General features: G+C 59.0%; 16 protein-coding genes and 1 riboswitch. Of the genes, 2 read left to right on the top strand and 14 right to left on the bottom strand.

The genetic code is table 11. The features are described 5' to 3' along the window. Positions 1-8: 8 nt before the first annotated feature. The 8 genes from mreC to ACUVTU_RS01015 form a co-directional block, all read right to left on the bottom strand. Entirely contained in the window at positions 9-962 is a 954-nt protein-coding gene (mreC, locus tag ACUVTU_RS01050; RefSeq protein WP_445888101.1) for a rod shape-determining protein MreC, read from the bottom strand. Positions 963-1,120: 158 nt separating this feature from the next. Then, positions 1,121-2,152 carry a rod shape-determining protein gene (locus ACUVTU_RS01045; protein WP_445888100.1) on the bottom strand — a complete coding sequence of 344 codons (1,032 nt, stop codon included), beginning with the start codon at positions 2,150-2,152 and terminating at the stop codon, positions 1,121-1,123. A 29-nt stretch (positions 2,153-2,181) separates the two neighbouring features. Continuing rightward, positions 2,182-2,871: a RadC family protein gene (gene radC / locus ACUVTU_RS01040; RefSeq protein ID WP_445888149.1), complete on the bottom strand. Its 690-nt coding sequence runs from the start codon at positions 2,869-2,871 to the stop codon at positions 2,182-2,184. Positions 2,872-2,920: 49 nt separating this feature from the next. Then, positions 2,921-3,490, bottom strand: coding sequence for a Maf family protein (locus tag ACUVTU_RS01035; protein ID WP_445888099.1), 570 nt, complete (start codon positions 3,488-3,490; stop codon positions 2,921-2,923). Positions 3,491-3,568: 78 nt separating this feature from the next. Next, complete coding sequence (locus ACUVTU_RS01030) at positions 3,569-3,826, bottom strand: DUF4321 domain-containing protein (RefSeq protein ID WP_445888098.1); 258 nt, start codon at positions 3,824-3,826, stop codon at positions 3,569-3,571. A 103-nt stretch (positions 3,827-3,929) separates the two neighbouring features. After that, positions 3,930-5,213: a bifunctional folylpolyglutamate synthase/dihydrofolate synthase gene (locus ACUVTU_RS01025; protein WP_445888097.1), complete on the bottom strand. Its 1,284-nt coding sequence runs from the start codon at positions 5,211-5,213 to the stop codon at positions 3,930-3,932. An 89-nt stretch (positions 5,214-5,302) separates the two neighbouring features. Beyond that, positions 5,303-6,601 carry a phosphomethylpyrimidine synthase ThiC gene (gene thiC / locus ACUVTU_RS01020; protein WP_445888096.1) on the bottom strand — a complete coding sequence of 433 codons (1,299 nt, stop codon included), beginning with the start codon at positions 6,599-6,601 and terminating at the stop codon, positions 5,303-5,305. 77 nt (positions 6,602-6,678) lie between these two features. Then, a riboswitch (TPP riboswitch) is annotated at positions 6,679-6,788 on the bottom strand. 21 nt (positions 6,789-6,809) lie between these two features. After that, positions 6,810-9,461 carry a valine--tRNA ligase gene (locus ACUVTU_RS01015; protein ID WP_445888095.1) on the bottom strand — a complete coding sequence of 884 codons (2,652 nt, stop codon included), beginning with the start codon at positions 9,459-9,461 and terminating at the stop codon, positions 6,810-6,812. 215 nt (positions 9,462-9,676) lie between these two features. Here ACUVTU_RS01015 and ACUVTU_RS01010 point away from each other — a divergent pair, with 215 nt between their 5' ends. After that, a complete protein-coding gene (locus ACUVTU_RS01010; RefSeq protein ID WP_445888094.1) occupies positions 9,677-10,720 on the top strand; it encodes an ABC transporter substrate-binding protein in 1,044 nt (347 codons plus the stop codon). Positions 10,721-10,728: 8 nt separating this feature from the next. Here the strand turns inward: ACUVTU_RS01010 and yihA are convergent, their stop codons facing one another. The 6 genes from yihA to tig all read right to left on the bottom strand — a co-directional run bounded on the left by yihA (position 10,729) and on the right by tig (position 18,930). Beyond that, positions 10,729-11,331, bottom strand: coding sequence for a ribosome biogenesis GTP-binding protein YihA/YsxC (gene yihA, locus ACUVTU_RS01005; protein ID WP_445888093.1), 603 nt, complete (start codon positions 11,329-11,331; stop codon positions 10,729-10,731). Further along, the gene (gene lon, locus ACUVTU_RS01000) at positions 11,328-13,754 is read right to left on the bottom strand and encodes an endopeptidase La (RefSeq protein ID WP_445888092.1); all 2,427 of its coding nucleotides are present in this window, start codon (positions 13,752-13,754) and stop codon (positions 11,328-11,330) included. The genes yihA and lon overlap by 4 nt, the downstream gene beginning before the upstream one ends. 134 nt (positions 13,755-13,888) lie before the next feature. Then, positions 13,889-15,553 (bottom strand): ATP-dependent protease LonB, encoded by a 1,665-nt coding sequence (gene lonB / locus ACUVTU_RS00995; RefSeq protein ID WP_445888148.1) that lies wholly within the window; start codon positions 15,551-15,553, stop codon positions 13,889-13,891. 153 nt (positions 15,554-15,706) lie between these two features. Continuing rightward, positions 15,707-16,957 (bottom strand): ATP-dependent Clp protease ATP-binding subunit ClpX, encoded by a 1,251-nt coding sequence (gene clpX, locus ACUVTU_RS00990; RefSeq protein ID WP_445888091.1) that lies wholly within the window; start codon positions 16,955-16,957, stop codon positions 15,707-15,709. Positions 16,958-16,970: 13 nt separating this feature from the next. Continuing rightward, a complete protein-coding gene (clpP, locus tag ACUVTU_RS00985) occupies positions 16,971-17,564 on the bottom strand; it encodes an ATP-dependent Clp endopeptidase proteolytic subunit ClpP (protein WP_445888090.1) in 594 nt (197 codons plus the stop codon). A 76-nt stretch (positions 17,565-17,640) separates the two neighbouring features. Further along, entirely contained in the window at positions 17,641-18,930 is a 1,290-nt protein-coding gene (tig, locus tag ACUVTU_RS00980) for a trigger factor (RefSeq protein ID WP_445888089.1), read from the bottom strand. 624 nt (positions 18,931-19,554) lie between these two features. Here tig and ACUVTU_RS00975 point away from each other — a divergent pair. Next, positions 19,555-20,733 (top strand): acetyl-CoA C-acetyltransferase, encoded by a 1,179-nt coding sequence (locus ACUVTU_RS00975; RefSeq protein WP_445888088.1) that lies wholly within the window; start codon positions 19,555-19,557, stop codon positions 20,731-20,733. Positions 20,734-20,736: the final 3 nt, after the last annotated feature.

The raw sequence follows: 20,736 nt of genomic DNA, 5'->3' as shown, positions 1-20,736 counted from the left end.
AGCGCCGTTCACCGCCTGCTCCCGCCCGGTTCCGGCGATTCACCGGCCCCGATGGCTCCCGGCGATCCCGGACCGCTGCCGGTACCGTCACCCCAGGGATAGGGCAGGGCACCGGCCGGTACGGTCACGGGCCGGTAGCCGGTCACCACCAGCACTTCTTCCAGGCGCTCAAAGTCCACAAAAGTATCCAGGCTGGCCTGCTGAAAGAGCCCCGAGCTCTCCCGGCTCACCCCCCGCACCCGACCTATGGGCACACCTTTGGGATATAGGCCGCTTAAGCCCGAAGTCAGAGCAATATCCCCCTCCTGTACTGGAACGTCGCTGGGGATGTGGGTCATCACCACGCTGCTCATCGCCCCTGCCTGGCCCAGTACAATGCCCGGAGAGCGGCTCTGCTGCAGGTAAGCACCCACCCCGCTGCGGGGATCAGTGATCAGCAGCACCTGGGCGCTGTGCGGGCTGACCGCCACCACCCGGCCCACCAGCCCGGCCGGTGTAATCACCGCCTGTCCGGCCCGGATCCCGCTGGCTGAGCCACGGTTGAGCAAGATCATCCCCGACCAGTTAGACGGATCGCGCCCGGCCACTGCCGCCGCCACGGTTTGCATCTGCAGCACCGGAGCCAGCCGGCTCTGAAAATCCAGCAGTTGCTTCAGGCGCTGGTTTTCCAGCTGATATTCCCGGGCTGTCAGCAGCTGCGACTGGAGCTGCGCCACCTCCTGCTTGAGCTGCCGGTTCTCTCCGGCCAGCCGGGGCAGAGAGGCGGGAAAGGCCAGTGCCCGGCCGAGAGCGCGTCCCACCCCGGTGAATACGCTGCCCACAGGCGCGGTTACATCGCGCAGGGCGGCTTCCAGGGGGGTAAAACCGCCCCGGCCCGGCGCGGTATAGCGAATCAGGGACAATGTGGCCATGACCAGAATGACGGTTATCACCAGGACCCGCCAGGGCACTCTTGCCTTCAAAAGATCTCACCTCGTGCAGAAAAATCGCGACAACAACATTATATCGCCAGGCCCGGCAACTTTACAGCAAAATTTTGCCCCAAAAACAAGACCCGGTCTACCCAATTATTCTGGAGTATCCGGGCCCGACTTATGAACTTTACCTTCTTGACACCCTCTCAGGCCAGCTTTTTGGGCTGGATAAGCACCTTGCGCAGCACATCAATGTTCTCCAGCACCCGGCCGGTGCCGTAGGCCACCGCCAGCAGCGGTTCCTCGGCCAGATAGACCGGCATACCGGTTTGTTCGCTGACCAGCACATCCAGACCGCGCAGCAGCGACCCCCCGCCGGCCATCACAATGCCCCGGTCCATAATGTCGGCCGCCAGCTCGGGCGGGGTTTGTTCCAGGGTGGCTTTGATGGCCTCCAGGATGGCCGATACCGGTTCGGAAAGAGCTTTGTAAATTTCCTCAGGAGAAACCGTCACCGTCTTGGGCAGGCCGGAGATCAAATCCCGTCCCCGGATATCATAAGGCTGCAGCCCCTCGGTGGGATAGGCGGTGCCAATTTCAATCTTGATTTCTTCGGCTGTGCGTTCACCAATCATCAAATTGTAAGTCTTCTTCACATGCTGGATGATGGCGTCGTCCATCTCATCACCGGCAATGCGGATGGAACGGCTGGTGACAATACCGCCCAGGGAGATTACTGCCACTTCGGTGGTACCGCCGCCGATGTCCACAATCATGTTGCCGGTGGGCTCGTGTACGGGCAAACCCGCACCAATGGCGGCGGCCATGGGTTCCTCAATCAGGTAGGCCTCGCGAGCCCCCGCCTGCAGGGCGGCCTCCCGGACCGCCCGCTCTTCCACCGCGGTTACCCCCGAGGGAACCGAGACCACCACCCGCGGGTGGACCAGAAAGGTTCGTCCGTGCAGGGCCTTGTTGATAAAATATTTGATCATGCTCTGGGTGGTGTCAAAATCGGCAATCACGCCGTCTTTCATGGGCCGAATGGCCACAATGTTGCCCGGTGTACGGCCAATCATCTGCTTGGCTTCCTCGCCCACCGCCATGACCTGACCGTTGTCCCGCTGGATGGCCACCACGGACGGTTCGCGCAGCACAATACCCTTACCTTTGACGTAGACCAGGGAGTTGGCCGTACCCAGGTCAATGCCCATATCTTTGGAAAACAGACCAAATCGCATTTATTTATATAGCCCCTTTCGCCGCGTGATCATGCCAGCAGATTCTCTGCTTTCAGGCTGATATACTTATTATCTCCAATGATGATATGATCCAGCACTTCAATGCCAATAATGCGTCCCGCCTCTAAAAGACGCTGCGTCACCTGAATATCTTCCGGACTGGGCCAGGGATCGCCGCTGGGGTGGTTATGCAATAAAATAACCGCCGCCGCGCTGCGGCGGATGGCCAGTTTGAAAAGCTCGCGCGGATGCACGGTGGACGAGGAAAGGGTGCCCACCGCCACCACTTCCCGGGCCAGCACCTGGTTTTTAGTATTCAAGAGCAAAACCACGAAATGTTCCCGGTCCAGGTGGCGCATTTCTTCCATGACCATGCCGGCGGCATCCTGCGGGCTGCGAATGACCGGTCTTAAACCATACGAGCTCAAGGCCACCCGGCGCCCTACCTCCAGCGCCGCTTTGATCTGGGCCGCTTTGGCCAGCCCCACCCCGCCGATGGCACACAGCTCCTCCATGCTGGCGTCCAGCAGCTGGCGCAGGCCGCCAAAAGCGGCGATAATGCTGCCGGCCAGTTCGATGGCGCTTTTCTCCCGGCTGCCGGTGCGCAGGATGATGGCCAGCAGTTCGCTGTCGCTCAACCTGTCCACGCCGCAGTCCAGGAGTTTCTCCCGCGGCCGCAGTTCCCGGGGCATGTCCTTCACTGTGACCCGGTAGGACAACATCCTCACCCGCCCGTAACGCTCCGGTCCCCGCCTGCCCATCCCGGGCTTACAATATAAAGGAAAACTCCTGGCAGAGTATTTGATTCAGCAGAGCCAGGGGGAGACCGACCACATTAAAATAGCAGCCCTCAATGCGCTGCACAAACCTGGCACCCCGCCCCTGCACGGCATAGGCGCCGGCCTTATCCAAAACTTCCGTACTGGCCGCATAGTCGGCCAGCTGGCGCTTATCGGGTGCGGAAAAAAATACCCGGGTTTCTTCATGCGCCACAACCTGTTTCCCTCCGGCGGCATCCACCACCGCCAGGCCGGTGAACACGCTGTGCGTTCTGCCGTCCAGCAGGCGCAGCATGCGCAGGGCATCCCGGTTGTCCGCCGGCTTGCCCATAATGCACCCGTCCAGCACCACCACTGTATCGGCCCCGACCACCAGCCCGGCGGTAAGCTCACCGGCCACCGCCGCCGCCTTGCGCAGGGCCAGCATCTCCACCACCCGGGCCGGCGGCCAGTCAGCCGGAAAATCCTCACTGACCCGGGCAGTCTTTACCACAAAATCGGCTCCCAGCTGGCGGAGCAATTCCTGCCGCCGCGGCGAAGCCGAAGCCAGTATGAGCAATACTTCTCACCCCGTTAGGTCAACACATATGTCTTGTCCATGATGCTGGCGCAATGAAACAGTATCTGCGGCCGGCTGTCAGAGACGGGAATAGACCCAGTAGCCCAGGAAAAGGCCCAGGGCCGTCAGCGGCCCCAGCGACATGGTAAAACCGAAGGTGACGCGCAAGAAATGCAGATCCAGCGTCGCCGGATTGAGCCCGAAATGAGCCGTGGAGCTGAGCACCGGCCAGTAGTTACCCAGCTGGCCGGCCAGAGCACTGCCGGCCAGCCCGCCCATAGTCATAAGCAGGAGCAATACCCAAACGCTTTTGGGTTGATAAGATGCCTTACCCATAATCCTGTGCCAACCACCAAATCCGCTGACCGCAAAGGCCAGTGCTGACATTAACTTCAGTTTACAATGAAATCAGCCCGGCGGCAAGTCGCTGAGGTAATTTTTAGGTGAACAGCTCCCGGGCTTCCCCCACCATGTAGAGTGACCCGGTAATCAAAACCACGTCTTCTGACCCGGCCCTGCCCAGGGCTGCCTCCACCGCACCGGCCACGTCCTCCACCACCTGAACATCCGGCACAAAGCGCCGCGCCTCCTCCGCCAGCTGCTGCCAATCACCGGCCCGCGGGCTGTTGGGTCTGGTCACCACCACGGAAGCGGCGCAGGGAGCCAGTTCGGCCAACACCTTGCTGCGCTCCTTGTCTCCCAGCATCCCCAGCACCAGGTGAATGCGCCGGCCGGCGAAACAATCGCGCAGCGCCGCCGCCAGCGCCGCCGCCCCGGCATGGTTGTGGGCGCCGTCCAGTAACACCAGGGGACTGCGGCGCAGCACTTCCAGCCGGGCCGGCCACTGTACCCGGGCCAGTCCGGAGCGGAGCTGCTGCGGGGTGATCCGGGCTCTTTTTTCAATTAATACCTCCAGCGCCGCCACCGCCGTAGCGGCATTGATCTGCTGGTGCCGCCCGGGCAAGGGTAAAGCCAGATCCCGGTACATCGCCAAACGGCCCTGCACATCAATCACCTGGCGTTCAAAGCGGAAGGACTTTTCCTGCCAGGTAATATCCCGCCCCACCACGTACAGGGGGGCGGCATGGCGCCGGCTGAAATCCTGAATCACATCCAGCGCCTCGCCGGTTGCCGCCGTTACCACGGGTGTGTTTGGTTTGATAATCCCCGCTTTGGCCGTGGCGATCTCGCCAATGGTCTGGCCCAGATAATCCATATGATCCAGGGCCACATTGGTGATCACCGCAACCAGCGGGTGGACCACATTGGTCGAATCAATGGCCCCGCCCAGACCCACTTCCAGCACCAGATAGTCCACCTGCCGGCGGTAGAAGTAGAGGAAGGCCAGCGCTGTGCACACCTCGAACTCGGTGGGGTGTTCCAGGCCGTCATCAACCATTTTTTCCAGATATGGCCGCATTTCGGTCAGCAGAGCGGCGAGGTCCTCCCGGTCGGCCGGCCGGCCGTTGATGCAATAACGCTCGGTGTAGTCGTGCAGGTGCGGGGAAGTGAAAACGCCGGTTTGATAGCCCGCCTCCTGCAGGACGGCAGCCACCATGGCCGAGGTGGAACCTTTACCGTTGGTACCGCCGATGTGGACGATTTGCAGCTTTTCCTGCGGGTTGCCCAGCAGCCCGAGCAGGTGGGTGATGCGGCCCAGGCCCAAATTTATGCCGAATTTGGTTAGGTTTTGCAGAAATTCAAGCGCTTGCTGGTAGTTCACCTGTTGCTAACTCCTTTTTTAATAATCATTACCCCTCAAATGCAATGATAACAGCAAAAGCCCCGCCTGTCAGCAGGGCTTTAGAGAAATCAGCAGGGCATAAAATCTTTGCCCAAATAATCGGCCACCAACTGCATGGCACAAAAGTCTCCGCACATGGAGCAGGCCTGGGCTCCGGCCTGGTTGCGCTGCTCCCGCACCTGGCGGGCCCGCACGGGATCTATAGCCAGCCGCAGCTGCTCTTCCCAGTCCAGGGCCCGCCGGGCCTGGGCCATGGCCCGGTCCCATTCCAGCGCTCCCGGCAGGCCGCGGGCAATGTCGGCGGCATGACCGGCAATGCGGGCCGCAATCACCCCGGCCCGGACGTCCTCCACCGTGGGCAGTCCCAGGTGCTCGGCCGGCGTGACATAGCACAGAAAGTCGGCTCCCGCCCAGGCCGCCAGCGCACCGCCAATGGCCGAAGTAATGTGGTCGTAGCCCGGCGCCACATCGGTCACCAGCGGCCCCAGCACATAGAACGGCGCCCCCTGGCAGAGCGACTTCTGCAGCTGAATATTGGCCGCGACCTGGTGCAGAGGCACGTGACCCGGGCCTTCCACCATCACCTGCACACCGGCCCGGCGGGCCCGGTCCACCAGCTCGCCCAGCACCAGCAGTTCGGCCACCTGGGCCCGGTCGGTGGCATCGGCCAGGGCGCCCGGCCGCAGCCCATCCCCCAGGCTTAAGGTTACATCATACTGCCGGCAGATTTCCAGCAGGCGGTCGAACTGGCTGTAGAGCGGGTTTTCTCGCCCGTGATGGAGCACCCAGGCGGCCATGAAGGAGCCACCCCGGCTGACAATGTCGGTCACCCGGCCCTGCTCTTTGAGCGTGCGGATCACCTGACTGGTCACCCCGCAGTGCACGGTGATGAAGTCCACCCCGCTGCGGGCGTGCTCCTCAATCACGGCAAACAGCTCATCCTCGCTCATGTCCAGAATGTGCCCACCGCGCCGGGCCGCCTCCACCCAGGCCTGGTATACCGGCACGGTGCCCAGCATCACCGGGCAGCGGGCGATGATCTCCTGCCGGATGGCCGGCAAATCGCCGCCCGTGCTCAAATCCATCACACTGTCCGCGCCCGCCTCCAGCGCCGCAGCCAGTTTTTCCAGCTCCGGTGCCAACTCGGGATAAGCGGTGGATGTACCAATATTGGCATTCACCTTGACCCGCAGTCCTTTGCCCACCCCGGCCGGCTGGATATTTTCATGACGTACATTGGCGGGAATGACGATCTCTCCCCGGGCCACTCCCTGGCAAACTTCCTGCACCGCTATTTTTTCCTTTTCAGCTACCTGCTCCATGGCCTCAGTAATCTTACCGGCCCGGGCCGCTTCCAGCTGGGTCATTGCTCCATCCTCCCGTTCACTTTGTTTTATACTCCCCCAAAAAGTAAAAGCGCACCCCGGCTTCAGGATGCGCTGGTAAATCCTCAGCAAGCACTTCCCTCCGCGGGCATTACCCCGTTCAGGTTCTGCGGGTCAGGTGCTTAAAGCCCTTTCTCAGCCCATAACATGAGCTCCCCGTTAATGATGAATTTTATGTTATCTTACAATATCAGCCCAGCATTTGCAAGCGGCGCTGCAAGGCGGCCGCCTTATCGGACAGTTCGGCCTCTTTTTCCTTTTCTTTCTGAATCACTTCAGGCGGCGCCTTGCTCAAAAAGCCCTGGTTGCCCAGCTTGCCGCTCACCCGGGCCAGATCCTTCTCCACTGCCTGCAGTTCTTTCTGCAGTCTGGCCTTTTCCCGGTCTATGTCAATCAACCCTTTCAGCGGCAGGTATATTTCCACACCGCGGGCCACAGCATGGGCCGCCTGTTCCGGCCTGCTGGCCATTTCCGCCACTATCGTCGTCCGGGCTGTAGCCAGATGATCAATGTCGGCCCGGCAGGACTCCAGCAGGCTTCTGGTTCCGGCGTCCGGACAGAGCAGCACCACGTCAGCCTGTTTGCCCAGCGGCACATTCATCTCACTGCGGATATGCCGGATAGAACGGATAATCTCCACCAGCACATCCATCTGCTGCTCGGCGACCGGATCGCGATACAGAGAGGCCGGTTTGGGCCAGGGTGCCTTCATGATGGTCTGTCCATGCCCCGGCAGGCGCTGCCAGATCTCCTCGGTGATAAAGGGCATGAAGGGATGCAGCAATTCCAGCGTGGTCTTGAGCACGCTGGCCAGCACATACTGGGCCACCTGGCGCTGCTCGCCTTCCGACCGGTACAGACGCGGCTTGGCCAGCTCGATATACCAGTCGCAGAACTCACTCCAGATGAAATCATACAGCACGCGGGCCGCTTCACCCAGTTCGTATTTTTCCAGATACTCCGTAACTTCCCCAATCACCTGCTGCAGGCGGCTGATAATCCAGCGGTCGGCCAGAAGCAGTTTCTCCCGCTCCGGCACCTGACCGGGCTGGTAATCCTGCAGATTCATCAGCACAAAGCGCGAAGCGTTCCAGATTTTGTTGGCAAAGTTGCGCGCCCCATCCAGCCTTTCAAAGTGGAAGCGCAGGTCATTGCCCGGCGTGTTACCCGTCACCAGCATGAAGCGCAGGCTGTCGGCACCGTGGCTCTCAATTACATCAATGGGGTCCACCCCGTTGCCCAGGGACTTGCTCATCTTGCGCCCCATGGCATCCAGCACCAGACCGTGGATGAACACATGGCGGAAGGGAACATCGTTCATAAAAGCCAGCCCGCTGAAAATCATCCGGGCCACCCAGAAAAAGATGATGTCCCGCCCGGTGACCAGTACGGTGGTGGGGTAATAGCAGGCCAGATCCACGGTCTGGTTGGGCCAGCCCAGGGTGGAAAAAGGCCACAGGGCGGAAGAAAACCAGGTGTCCAGCACATCAGGATCCTGGGTTAGATTACTGCCCTGGCAGCCGCTGCAGCGGGCGGGATCGTCCCGGGATACGATGGTGGCCCCGCAGTCCGCGCAGTACCAGACCGGAATGCGGTGGCCCCACCACAGCTGGCGGGAGATGCACCAGTCCCGGATGTTCTCCAGCCAGTTCAAATAAATCCTGGTAAACCGTTCCGGTATGAATTTCACCCGCCCGCTCTCGGCCACCTGAATAGCCGGCCCGGCCAGCGGCTTCATGCGCACAAACCACTGTTTGGAGAGCATGGGCTCAATAACCGTGTTGCAGCGGTAACAGTGCCCCACGGCATGGTTGTGGTCGTCAATCTTTACCAGATACCCCTGGCTTTCCAGATCCCGCACCAGCTTCTTGCGGCACTCCCAGCGGTCCAGGCCCTGGTAGACGCCCGCCTCGGCCGTCATCACCGCATCCTTGTTGATCACGATGACCTGGGGCAAACCGTGGCGCTGGCCTACCTCAAAGTCATTGGGATCATGAGCGGGGGTAATTTTCACCGCGCCGGTTCCAAAAGCCGGGTCCACATACTCGTCAGCAATTACCGGTATCTCCCGCCCCACCAGAGGCAGCACCAGGGTCTTACCTACCAGGTGCCGGTAACGCTCGTCTTCCGGATGCACGGCCACGGCCACATCGCCCAGGATGGTTTCCGGCCGGGTGGTGGCTACGGTGATGCCGCCGCTGCCGTCTTTCAAGGGATAGTGCACATAGTACAGCTGGCCGGGTTTTTCCAGGTGTTCCACTTCTATATCCGAAATGGTGGTGTGGCAGCGGGGACACCAGTTGGTAATGTAGTAGTCGCGGTAAATCAGCCCGCGCTCGTACAGCTGCACAAAAACCTCCCGCACCGCCGCCGAACAACCTTCATCCATGGTGAAGCGCTCCCGCTGCCAGTCACAGGAGGCTCCCAGGCGGCGCAGCTGGGTGGTGATGCGCCCCCCGTACTGCCGCTTCCATTCCCACACCCGCTCCAGGAACTTCTCCCGGCCCAGATCATATTTGTTCAGGCCTTCTCTGGCCAGCTGTTCCTCCACTTTGGCCTGGGTAGCGATACCGGCATGGTCGGTGCCGGGCAGCCAGAGGGTATTATAGCCCTGCATACGCCGCCAGCGGGTGAGGATGTCCTGCAGCGTATTGTCCAGAGCGTGTCCCATATGCAGCTGACCGGTCACATTGGGCGGTGGCATCACTATACAAAAGGGTTCTTTATCTCCATCCGGCGTGGCGTGAAAAAAGCCGCTCTCCTCCCAGTAGCGGTACCACCGGTCTTCCACATCCTGCGGGTTATAGGTTTTGGGCATATTAAAACCCGTTTCTTTATCCATCCGTATTCTACTCCTTCCCCCGTGATTTACAATCATAGGAATTCAACAAATAGAGAAAAGCCCCTTTCGTGTTTTGACGAAAAGGAGCCTGCCAGCCCGCAATTCAGGTTTATCTTAACCAAACCGGCCGGAAAGTGTCAAGTGATTTCCCTGCCTCCGGTCATATTACCGGGCGTCGCCCAATAAATATAGTGCGGGAGGAGGTGTCTTGAGCCATGCGCTACCGCCTGCCGGCCCTGCTCATGGTGCTGCTCAGCGCCGCGCTGGCCGTGCTTTCCTATTATCTGTTCTGGTGGGGAAAGGACCGGGAGTTTGCCGGATACACCCTGCGGGTGGCCGTACCTCCCCCGAACATCACCAGTCTGCCGCACCTGCTGATGGTACCGCTGGGGTACGCCAGCCAGGAACATCTGACCATCAGCCAGATGGCCTGCCCTTCCAGTGCAGCGGCCTGGGAAAAAGTACAAAAAAAAGAGGCCGATGTGGCCCTGGTGCACAGTCTGGAGCTTTTACCGGTAATGGAAACCGCTGCAGGGCTAGCGCAGGGCGGCCGGCCGGTTTTCATCGCCGCCATAGCCGCCAGTCCGGCCATCTACCTGGTAGGGGCGGAAAATACGCCCGGTTTTGCCTGGACCGATCTGAAAGATCGCTCCATCCTGACCGGTACGGACACCGAACAGGACAGCATCCTGCTCCGGTATATCCTGCAGCAAAATGGCCTGCGGCCCTTTGCCAGTGTGCTGCTTTATGACAGCATCCCCGTCCAGGTGCGGCGGGCCATTGTCACAACGCGCCTGGCCCATTATGCCGTCCTGCCCGCTGAAGAAGTATATGCCCAGAGCGAGCCCGGGATCTACCCGCTGGCCCGGCTGGACAGTTTCACCGGCCGTTTTCCCGCCGCAACCTGCGTCACCACCCGCCAGGCACTGCAGGAAAAGAAAGCGGCCCTGCAGGCCCTGGTCAACGCCCTCTACCGTTCCCAGCAGTGGCTGCAGCAAAACGATCCGGACCAGATCCGCACCGCCCTGCAGAGGGAGCCCGCGCAGCCGGTGCCGGCCTTCAGCCCGGCCCTGCTGCAGGAGGCTCATAGTGGCGGATGGTGGTATGACCGCCCGCTGGCCGCTGCCGGCGAGTGGAAAATGCTAGAGAAAATCCTGCAGGCCAGCAGCGAAAAGGTATCCCTGCCGGATGGCCTGATTTTTCAGGATCTGGCCCGCACCGCCCTGCAGCAGGCCCGGTTAACACCGGAAAAGAAATAACATACCGGTTACTCCCCCCGGGCGGGCATTTTCAAGAGCAGCTCAATCTGCTTCCACAACTGGGGCAGACCCTCCGCGGTGCGGGCAGAAAAGGGGATTAGCGGCTGTTCCTCGGGCAACTGTAATGTGTGCTTAATCACAGCCAGTTGCTTCGTCTTCTGGTTGCCGGAGAGCTTGTCCGCCTTGGTGGCCACCAGCACGGCGGGCACCCGGTAGTAGACCAGCCACTCCCAGAGCTGCCGGTCGTGCTGGCCGGGCGTGTGGCGGATATCCAGCAGCAGCAGCACGCCCCGCAGCTGCGAGCGCTGGAGCAGGTATTCCTCAATCATGGCACCCCACTGCTGCTTCATCTCTTCCGAAACGGCAGCATAACCGTAACCCGGCAGGTCCACGAGATGGAAGCTCCGGTTGATCAGGAAGAAATTCAGCGCCCTGGTCCGGCCGGGAGTTTTGCTGGATTTGGCCAGACCCTGCCGCCGCACCAGTTTGTTGATCAGAGACGACTTGCCCACATTGGAACGCCCGGATACTGCCACTTCCGGCAGGGCGGTATCCGGGCACTGTTTTAAGGATACAGCACTTTTGACAAACTCGGCACTCAGGATCTTCATGAATGGATCTGGGTTCCTCCCCCGGGGGCAATCACCGGCTGGTAGCCCGCCACCTCGGGCGGCAGCAGCTCGGGCAGGTTGCCCACCGCAGCGTTCTCATCATCGCTTTCGGCCGGCTGCAGCGCCACCTCCAGCACCTCATCCATATGGGTTACCAGCTTAAATTCCAGATGGCGCTTCACATTGGCCGGAATTTCTTCCAGGTCTTTGTTATTATCTTGGGGCAATAGCACGGTTTTAATACCGGCGCGGTGCGCCGCCAGCACTTTTTCTTTGATGCCGCCCACCGGCAGCACCCGGCCGCGCAGGGTGATCTCGCCGGTCATGGCCACATCGCAGCGCACTTTGCGGCCGGTGAGGGCCGAAGCCAGAGCACAGGCCAGAGTGATGCCGGCGGAAGGTCCATCTTTGGGAATGGCTCCTTCGGGCAGGTGAATGTGCACATCATACTTCTCAAACATTTCCCGGTCAATATTCAGCTCGGCGGCCCGGCTGCGCACATAGCTGTAGGCGGCCTGGGCCGACTCGCGCATCACTTCGCCCAGCTTGCCGGTCAGGGTGAGCTTGCCACTGCCCTGGTACAGCGTCACTTCCACCGCCAGAGTATCGCCCCCAACCTCGGTCCAGGCCAGACCGGTGGCCACGCCCACCTGATCTTCCTGCTCGGCCATGCCGTAGCGGTAGCGGGGCATGCCCAGGTAGGTTTCTATATTCTGGGCGGTAATCTTCACTTTTTCTGCTTTGCCGGTAACAATCTGCCGGGCCGCCTTGCGGCAGAGGGCAGCTATTTTGCGCTCCAGGTTACGCACACCGCTCTCCCGCGTGTACTCGCGGATGATGCGCCGCAGAGCCTTCTCCGAAACCGTAAAGTTGTCCGGAGATAGACCGTGCTCCTTGACCTGCTTGGGCACCAGGTGGCGCAGGGCAATCTGCAGCTTCTCCTCCTCGGTGTAACCGGGTATTTCAATCAGTTCCATGCGGTCCAGCAGCGGCCGGGGAATGTTGTACTTGACATTGGCCGTGGTGATGAACATGACATTGGACAGATCGAAGGGCACCTCAATATAGTGGTCGCTGAAAGTGTTGTTCTGCTCGGGATCCAGCACTTCCAGCAGCGCCGAAGCCGGGTCGCCGCGGAAATCGCTGCTCATCTTATCAATTTCGTCCAGCAGAAAGACCGGGTTTTTGGTGCCCGCATTTTTCATCCCCTGAATGATCCGGCCGGGCAGGGCCCCTACATAGGTGCGGCGGTGACCGCGGATCTCGGCCTCATCCCGCACGCCGCCCAGGGAGATGCGCACAAATTTGCGATCCAGGGCCCGGGCGATGGAGCGACCCAGCGAGGTCTTGCCCACACCGGGCGGTCCCACCAGGCAGATGATCGGCCCTTTGAGCTTTCTGGCCAGCTTGCGGATGGCCAGGTACTCCAGAATCCTCTCCTTGGGCTCCTGCAGCCCGTAATGGTCTTCTTCCAGAATTTTCTCGGCCTGGGTCAGATCCAGCCGGTCGCGAGTGCTCTTGCTCCAGGGCAGGGCCACCAGCCAGTCCAGGTAGTTGCGCACCACGGTGACCTCGGCGGCCATGGGCGACATTTTCTCCAGGCGTTCCACTTCCTTGAGCGCCTTTTCCTCCACCTCTCTGGGCAGTTTGGCCTGGGCAATCTTGCGCCGGTATTCTTCCCCTTCGGCCAGGCGCTCGTCTCTTTCTCCCAATTCATTCTGGATGGCCTTGATTTGCTCTCGCAGGTAATATTCCTTCTGGGTTTTCTCCATCTGCTTGCGCACGCGAATGCTGATCTTGCGCTCCAGCTCGACAATTTCCAGTTCCTTGCTCACCAGTGCGCACAGTCTTTCCAGGCGCCTGGCCACATCCAGGGCTTCCAGCACGCTTTGTTTTTCTTCCAGGCGCAAGGGCAGGTGCGAGGCCACAATATCGGCCAGCCGTCCCGGATCCTGCAGGTTGGCCACTGCCACCATGGTTTCCGGGGGTATTTTTTTGGAGAGCTTGACATACTGTTCAAAGCTGTAGGTCAGATTGCGCATCAGCGCCTCGACTTCGGGTGTCTTGCGGCTTTCTTCGGAAAGCTGCTCCACCTGCACCAGGAAATAAGGTTCCTGGGCTACATAGCGCAGTATTCTGGCCCGGGCCACGCCTTCCACCAGAATGCGAATGGTGCCGCCGGGCAGCTTGAGCAGTTGCTTGACTTCGGCCACTATGCCAATCGGGTAGATATCCTCTTCCCCGGGTTCTTCATTGTGCACATCTTTCTGGGTGGCCAGGAAGATGGCTTTGTCCCCGGACATGGCTTCTTCAATGGCCTGAACCGATTTATGACGACCTACGTCCAGGTGAACAATCATGTATGGGAAAACCAGTATGCCGCGCAGGGGTAGCAAAGGTAACTCCAGTATTTGCCCGTTCATTACAACACCTCCCTGATGATGACCAACGGGTCAACCAACTGGTTCGCCAAAGTATATATTATTCTATCATACAGACTGCAGTACCGCTATAGCAATAACTGACACAAATGACGTAAACCCGGCAAAAACCGGGTTTACGTCAGGCATACGGGCAGGTTGCTGTTTATTGCTACCGCTGGGACATTTTCCGCCCAGCCCAGAGTGCTCAACACATCCTGCCAGGTGTAGACACCGACCACCTGAATGTCGGTCCACTTTTGAAACAGCTCCTGGTAGTTTAAAAACGGGATGATTACCTTTTTTACACCCGCCTGGCGGGCAGCGGCCACTTTAGCCACGACGCCGCCCACCGGCAATATATTGCCTTTTATGGACAGTTCCCCGGTCATGGCCACCAGGTTGTCCACGGGCACCTTTTTGATGGCCGAATATACGGCGGTAGCCACGGCAATGCCGGCTGAAGGGCCATCCACCGGTATGCCACCGGGAAAATTGACATGCAGGTGGTAATCGTAAGGGCGCAGGCTGGTCAGCGAATCCAGCACGGTGAGCACATTTTCCACCGCACTGCGGGCACTGCTCTTGCGCCGGGACCGCCTGCCCCGGCCGGACAGCTCTTCCTCCTCCACCACACCGGTAACCACCAGCCGGCCCGCACCGGACGCGGCCGGTATGGCCGTGGCTTCAATTTCCAGCAGCACTCCCTGCCCCGGCCCCACCACCGCCAGCCCGTTCACCACTCCCACCTGGGGCCGGGAGGAAACCTTTTTCTCCAGCCGGGGGGTATACTGACCGCTGCTGATCACCCATTCCACATCAGCCCGGGTAATGCTGCTCCTCCCCTCGGTGAGCACCGTCCCGGCGGCCAGCTGGATCATGTTCACTGCTTCCCGGCCGCTGACGGCATAGCGGGAGATCAGCTCCCGGGCTCCGGCTTCCAGCGGCATGCCCACCCGTCGCGCGGCGTTGGCGGCTATGAGTTCGATTTCATCCGGCGTCAGGGCGCGAAAAAAAACCTCCAGGCAGCGGGAGCGAATGGCCAGGGGAATTTCCTCGGGCTGGCGCGTCGTGGCACCGACCAGGCGAAAATCGGCCGGCAAGCCGTTTTGAAATATATCGTGGATATAGGCGGGTATATTGGTATCGTCGGGGTTGTAATAAGCGCTTTCCAGCATCACCCGCCGGTCTTCCATTACTTTGAGCAGCTTGTTTAACTGGATGTGGTGCAGTTCACCAATTTCATCAATAAATAGGATCCCGCCGTGGGCCCGGGTCACGGCACCCGGCTTGGGCTGGGGCACCCCGGCCAGGCCCAGCGGGCCGGCTCCCTGGTAGATGGGGTCGTGCACCGACCCGATCAGCGGGTCGGCGATACCCCGCTCGTCGAAGCGGGCCGTAGTGGCGTCGATTTCCACAAACCGGGCCTCCTGCTTAAAGGGCGAAAGTGGATTCTGGCGGGCGTACTCCAGCACCAGCCGGGCGGCTGCCGTCTTGCCCACTCCGGGCGGCCCGTAGATGATCACATGCTGCGGGTTGGGACCGCACAGGGCCGCCTGCAGGGCTCTAATGCCGTCCTCCTGACCGATAATTTCGCTGAACATCTGGGGCCGGGTTTTTTCCGCCAGCGGCTCGGTCAGGCTGATCTGGCGCAGTTTTCTGATCTTCTCGGCCTCCCGGCTGTTTTCCCGCACCGGGGACTGTTTGCCGCCGGGCTGGGAGCGCAGCAGGTGGAAAATATACATGCCTATGATTACTCCCAGAATAACTTGCACGAATATGAGCAGGTTGCCAATGGCCATACCGCTATCACGCACTGCTCCAGACCTCCCTTGACTGTATACCGGTATTATTGCTAAATTTTGCTTGTTTTATGCCTGCTCCCGGGCAAAAGAAAGCAGCGGCGCTGGGCACGGCCGCCGCTGCTTTTCGCACTGGTTTATTCCCCTGCTGTCCTATGCGGTTACTTCCTTTTTCTTTTTGCGGTCCACCGACATAATCAGCGGTTTTTCCTTGCGCAGGATGGTGTCCCGGGTGATGACCACCTTGGAAACATCCTCCCGCGAAGGCACGTCGTACATCACTTCCAGCATAATTTCTTCCAGAATGGCCCGTAGGCCCCGCGCCCCGGTTTTACGCTTGAGCGCCTCCTGGGCTACTGTGCGCAGCGCATCGGGCTGAAACTCCAGGGTAACCCCATCAATTTCAAAGAGTTTCTCATACTGCCTGGTCAGAGCATTGCGCGGCTCGGTCAATACGCGCACCAGCGCCTCCTCGTCCAGAGCGTCCAGGGTGACAATAATGGGCACCCGGCCCACGAACTCGGGGATCAGGCCGAACTTGAGCAGGTCCTCGGGCATGATGTGGCTTAAGATCTCGCCAATTTTCATCTCCTTGCGGGACTGAATCTCGGCGCCGAAGCCCATGGTCTTCTTACCAATGCGGTTCTGGATGATCTTTTCAATCCCATCAAAAGCCCCGCCGCAGATAAACAGGATGTTGGTAGTATCCAGCTGGATGAATTCCTGGTGCGGGTGCTTGCGGCCGCCCTGCGGGGGAACGCTGGCCACAGTCCCTTCCAGGATTTTCAGCAGAGCCTGCTGCACACCTTCTCCCGAAACATCGCGGGTAATGGAAGGGTTCTCTGACTTGCGGGCGATTTTATCAATTTCATCAATGTAGACAATGCCCTTTTCGGCCCGCTCCACATCGTAGTCAGCGGCCTGAATCAGCTTGAGCAAGATGTTTTCTACGTCCTCGCCAACATAACCGGCTTCGGTAAGCGAGGTGGCATCGGCAATAGCAAAGGGTACATTGAGCAGGCGGGCCAATGTTTGGGCCAGCAGTGTTTTGCCGCTACCCGTCGGTCCAAGCATGATAATGTTGCTTTTTTGCAACTCCACATCGTCTATTTTGCCGCCCAGGTTAATCCGCTTATAGTGGTTGTAAACCGCCACGGCCAGCGATTTTTTGGCCTGTTCCTGGCCGATGACGTACTGATCAAGGATCTCCTTGATCTCCCGCGGCTTGGGAATGTCACCCAGATCCAGACCAATATCTTCGCTCAGTTCTTCTTCGATGATTTCGTTGCACAGCTCAATGCATTCGTCGCAAATATATACCCCGGGACCGGCAACCAGCTTCTTCACCTGATCCTGCAACTTGCCGCAGAATGAACACTTCAGCTGACCCTTTTCATTGAACATTTTCCCACCTCTTTTACCTTTGCTTCCGAACGTCGAACACCTCATCAATGATGCCGTATTCTTTGGCCTCCTGGGCCGACATGAAGTAATCGCGTTCGGTATCCCGGGCAATCCTTTCCAGAGGCTGACCGGTATGCTGTGCCAGCAACTTGTTCAGGGTATCTTTCATGCGCAATATCTCGCGGGCGTGAATATCAATATCGGTAGCCTGCCCCTGCACGCCACCCAGGGGCTGGTGGATCATGATGCGGGCGTAGGGCAGGGCGTAGCGCTTGCCTTTGGTGCCCGCCGCCAGCAGGAAAGAGCCCATGCTGGCCGCCTGACCCAGGCAGATGGTGGAAACCGGCGGTTTAACGTACTGCATGGTGTCATAGATGGCCATACCCGCGGTTACCACACCACCCGGAGAATTGATGTAAACGTGAATGTCCTTTTCCGGATCCTCGGCCTCCAGGAAAAGCATCTGGGCAATGACCAGGTTGGCCACATAATCGTCTATCGGCCCGCCGATAAAAATAATCCTGTCCTTGAGCAGGCGGGAGTATATATCATACGCCCTCTCACCGCGGTTGGTCTGTTCTACAACAATGGGTACCAGGCTGGACACTCTTTAAATTCGCCTCCTGTGTATTATATTCACCAAATAAACTGCCCTGACCAGTTGGCATGATTGAGGTCGCTATTTAAACGTAAACGGCGCTGTCGGCTAGAAGCTGCAGGGCTTTTTCCCGCAGCAGGTTTTCCTTGACCGCACCAAGCTGTCCCCTGGCTTCCAGAATTTTGCGCACCACTGCTGCATCCTGTCTTAAACGCTCGCTCATTTTGTTGATCTCGGCGTCCACTTCCTCCTCGGACACTCCCAGACCCTCGGCCCGGGCCACCGCTTCCAGCACCAGGCTTTGCTTAATGTTGCTGATTACATCTTCACGCATTTTGACCCTTAATTCATCCCGGTTACTGTTAGTATACTGAAGATAATTGTCCAGGGAAAGTCCCTGATTGAGCAATCTGGTCTCCATGTTTTGCAAGGTTTCCTCGGTCTGAGCGGCAATCATTTCCTCCGGAATGTCCATTTCGGCCTGGGCCACGGCCTTTTCCAGCACCTGCTGTTTCACCTGGGCATCAGCCTTCTCCCGGGCGGCTTCCTGCAGTTTGCCGGCAATATCTTCCCGCAGTTCGGCCAGGGTATCAAACTCGCTGACATCTTTGGCAAACTCGTCATCCAGCGGAGATAGTTCCTTGCGCTTGATCAGCTTGACTGTAACCGTGAAGACGGCATCTTTGCCCGCCAGTTCTTCTTTGCCGTAATCATCCGGGAAGCGCACGTTGATATCGCGCGTCTCACCCACGCTCATGCCCACGAGCTGTTCTTCGAAGCCCTCAATGAAGGTGCGGGAACCGATCTCCAGGGTATAGTCACTGGCCTGCCCGCCGGCAAAAGGTTCACCGTCAATTTTACCTTCAAAGTCAATGGACACCAGATCACCATTCTGCACCTGGCCTTCTTCCAGCGTGAGCAGGCGGGCGTAGCGATTCTGCAACTTTTTCAGTTCGTTATCAATGTCTTCATCCGTAACAGTAACATCGGGTGTTGACACTTCCAGGCCCTTATATTGTCCCAACTTTACTTCGGGTTTAACCACAATCCTGGCTTTGAAAACAAAAGGCTTGCCGTCCTCCAGCTGCACTACCTCCAGCTCGGGGGGAGCCACCGGCTCCACACCGGTGTCCTGTACCGCCTGCTGGTAGGCATCGGGCACCACCAGTTCCACCGCTTCATTCATCAGCACTTCTTTACCCACAAATCTTTCAAAAATAACCCGGGGCGCCTTGCCTTTGCGAAAGCCGGGAATACTTACTTTATGAACCAGCTTGCGATAAGCTCTATCCACAGCTTGCTCAAATTGGCTCGGTTCAACTTCCACTTCCAGCAGCACAGTGTTTTTCTCTATTCTCTCCGCGGTCGCCTTCATCTTGAACACTGGTCCCCCTTGAATTTTTTCTTTACGCAATACTCATACCCGATAGCAGGCAATTGCTTTATGAGTATTCTACAGCGGCATAGGTATTTCCTCTTTAACGGTACAAATATGTGCTCGCCTTTTTCATCCCCCACATTGTTCCTGGATTAACCGCCCGTAACAATTTCAGCCAGTATAGTATTTTACCTTGAATCCAGGTCATATTTCAACCACCGACCGGTCTGACCAACATAAAAAGTTTTTAACTACATCACCATTATACCCGTTGGGGACACCATGTTTACCTGGCCCTGACTACAACATTTACACCTGTCCACCGGTTAAACACAGCGGTACCCCTTTAAAAAGACACCCATTTCTGACTTTTACTATAAATTCTAGCTTTTTTAAATTTCTGAACCTGCCGCTGCCGCTCTCACTTTTTGGCACGACACTTGCTTTATAATCCGCTGAAGTCACCATGCCCCCGCGCAGCATTCGCTGCTGAAGATAACTCCATCCCCTTTCAACACCCGGGAGGAGGTGAACGCTACCCGTAACTTTACCTTTTTTCCGCCAGCACAACAACGCGCCAGGCATCACAGACACATCTTGCGAAAGGAGCGGTAAAATAAATTGCGACAAACCGTAATTGTCAGCGCGGCCCGTACCCCCTTCGGCAGACTGGGCGGCGGTCTCAGCCCCCTGCCCGCTGTACAGCTGGGAGGCCTGGTAATTAAGGAAGCGATAACCCGGGCCGGTATCAGCGGCGAACAGGTGGAAAATGTACTCATGGGCATGGTGCTCCAGGGAGGGTGCGGACAGATCCCTTCCCGGCAGGCCACCCGCCTGGCCGGCCTGCCCTGGGAGGTGCCCTCGGAGACCATCAACAAGGTCTGCGCTTCCGGCCTGCGCAGCGTTACCCTGGGCGACCAGATCATCCGGGCCGGCGATGCCGACATCATCGTCGCCGGCGGCATGGAAAGCATGAGCAACGCCCCCTATTTCGCCCGGGCCCGCTGGGGCCTGCGCATGGGGGACAGCAAACTGATTGACCTGATGGTGCACGACGGACTGTGGTGTGCCTTCTACAACCGCCACATGGCCATTCACGGCGGTGTAGTAGCCAGGGAATACGGCATCAGCCGGGAAGAACAGGACGAATGGGCCCTGCGCAGCCACCGCCTGGCCCTGGAGGCCATGGACGCCGGCCGGTTGAATGATGAGATCATCCCGGTTTCCATTCCCCAGAAGAAAGGTGACCCGGTGGTGATCCGCCAGGACGAGGGTCCGCGCCGCGACACCAGCCTGGAGGCGCTGCGCCGCCTGCCCCCCGTCTTTGACCCGGAAAACACGGTCACAGCCGGCAATGCGCCCGGAGTCAACGACGGAGCAGGTGCCCTGGTGATCATGTCGGATGAAAAGGCCCGGGAGCTGGGCTTAAGACCGCTGGCCACCATCCTGGGTCATGCCTCGGTTTCCCAGGAAGCTCAATATATCGCCACGGTTCCCGGCCTATCTATCAACAAACTGCTGGCTCAAAAAGGCCTGAAAGCCGAGCAGATTGATCTGTTCGAAGTTAATGAAGCTTTTGCCGCCGTGGCGCTGGTGAGCAGCAAAATCGCCAGTCTGCCTCATGACCGGGTCAATGTCAACGGCGGAGCGGTAGCCTTTGGACACCCCATTGGCGCCAGTGGAGCCCGTATCCTGATGACGCTGGTTTATGAGCTGCGCCGTCGCGGCGGCGGGCTGGGCATCGCCGCCATATGCAGCGGGGCAGCTCAGGGCGATGCCATTCTGGTCAGAGTAGACTAGATA

It is taken from the genome of Desulfurispora sp. (assembly GCF_052744395.1).
This window is presented reverse-complemented; position numbering and strand designations above follow the sequence as displayed.

Excerpts from the sequence above, each read along its gene's own strand:
- yihA (WP_445888093.1), bottom strand. The coding sequence starts at position 11,331 with ATGAAGATCCTGAGTGCCGAGTTTGTCAAAAGTGCTGTATCCTTAAAA.
- tig (WP_445888089.1), bottom strand. The coding sequence starts at position 18,930 with ATGAAGGCGACCGCGGAGAGAATAGAGAAAAACACTGTGCTGCTGGAA.
- clpX (WP_445888091.1), bottom strand. The coding sequence starts at position 16,957 with ATGTTCAATGAAAAGGGTCAGCTGAAGTGTTCATTCTGCGGCAAGTTG.
- ACUVTU_RS01010 (WP_445888094.1), top strand. The coding sequence starts at position 9,677 with ATGCGCTACCGCCTGCCGGCCCTGCTCATGGTGCTGCTCAGCGCCGCG.
- ACUVTU_RS01045 (WP_445888100.1), bottom strand. The coding sequence starts at position 2,152 with ATGCGATTTGGTCTGTTTTCCAAAGATATGGGCATTGACCTGGGTACG.
- lonB (WP_445888148.1), bottom strand. The coding sequence starts at position 15,553 with ATGGCCATTGGCAACCTGCTCATATTCGTGCAAGTTATTCTGGGAGTA.
- ACUVTU_RS01015 (WP_445888095.1), bottom strand. The coding sequence starts at position 9,461 with ATGGATAAAGAAACGGGTTTTAATATGCCCAAAACCTATAACCCGCAG.
- thiC (WP_445888096.1), bottom strand. The coding sequence starts at position 6,601 with ATGACCCAGCTGGAAGCGGCCCGGGCCGGTAAGATTACTGAGGCCATG.
- ACUVTU_RS01030 (WP_445888098.1), bottom strand. The coding sequence starts at position 3,826 with ATGGGTAAGGCATCTTATCAACCCAAAAGCGTTTGGGTATTGCTCCTG.
- lon (WP_445888092.1), bottom strand. The coding sequence starts at position 13,754 with ATGAACGGGCAAATACTGGAGTTACCTTTGCTACCCCTGCGCGGCATA.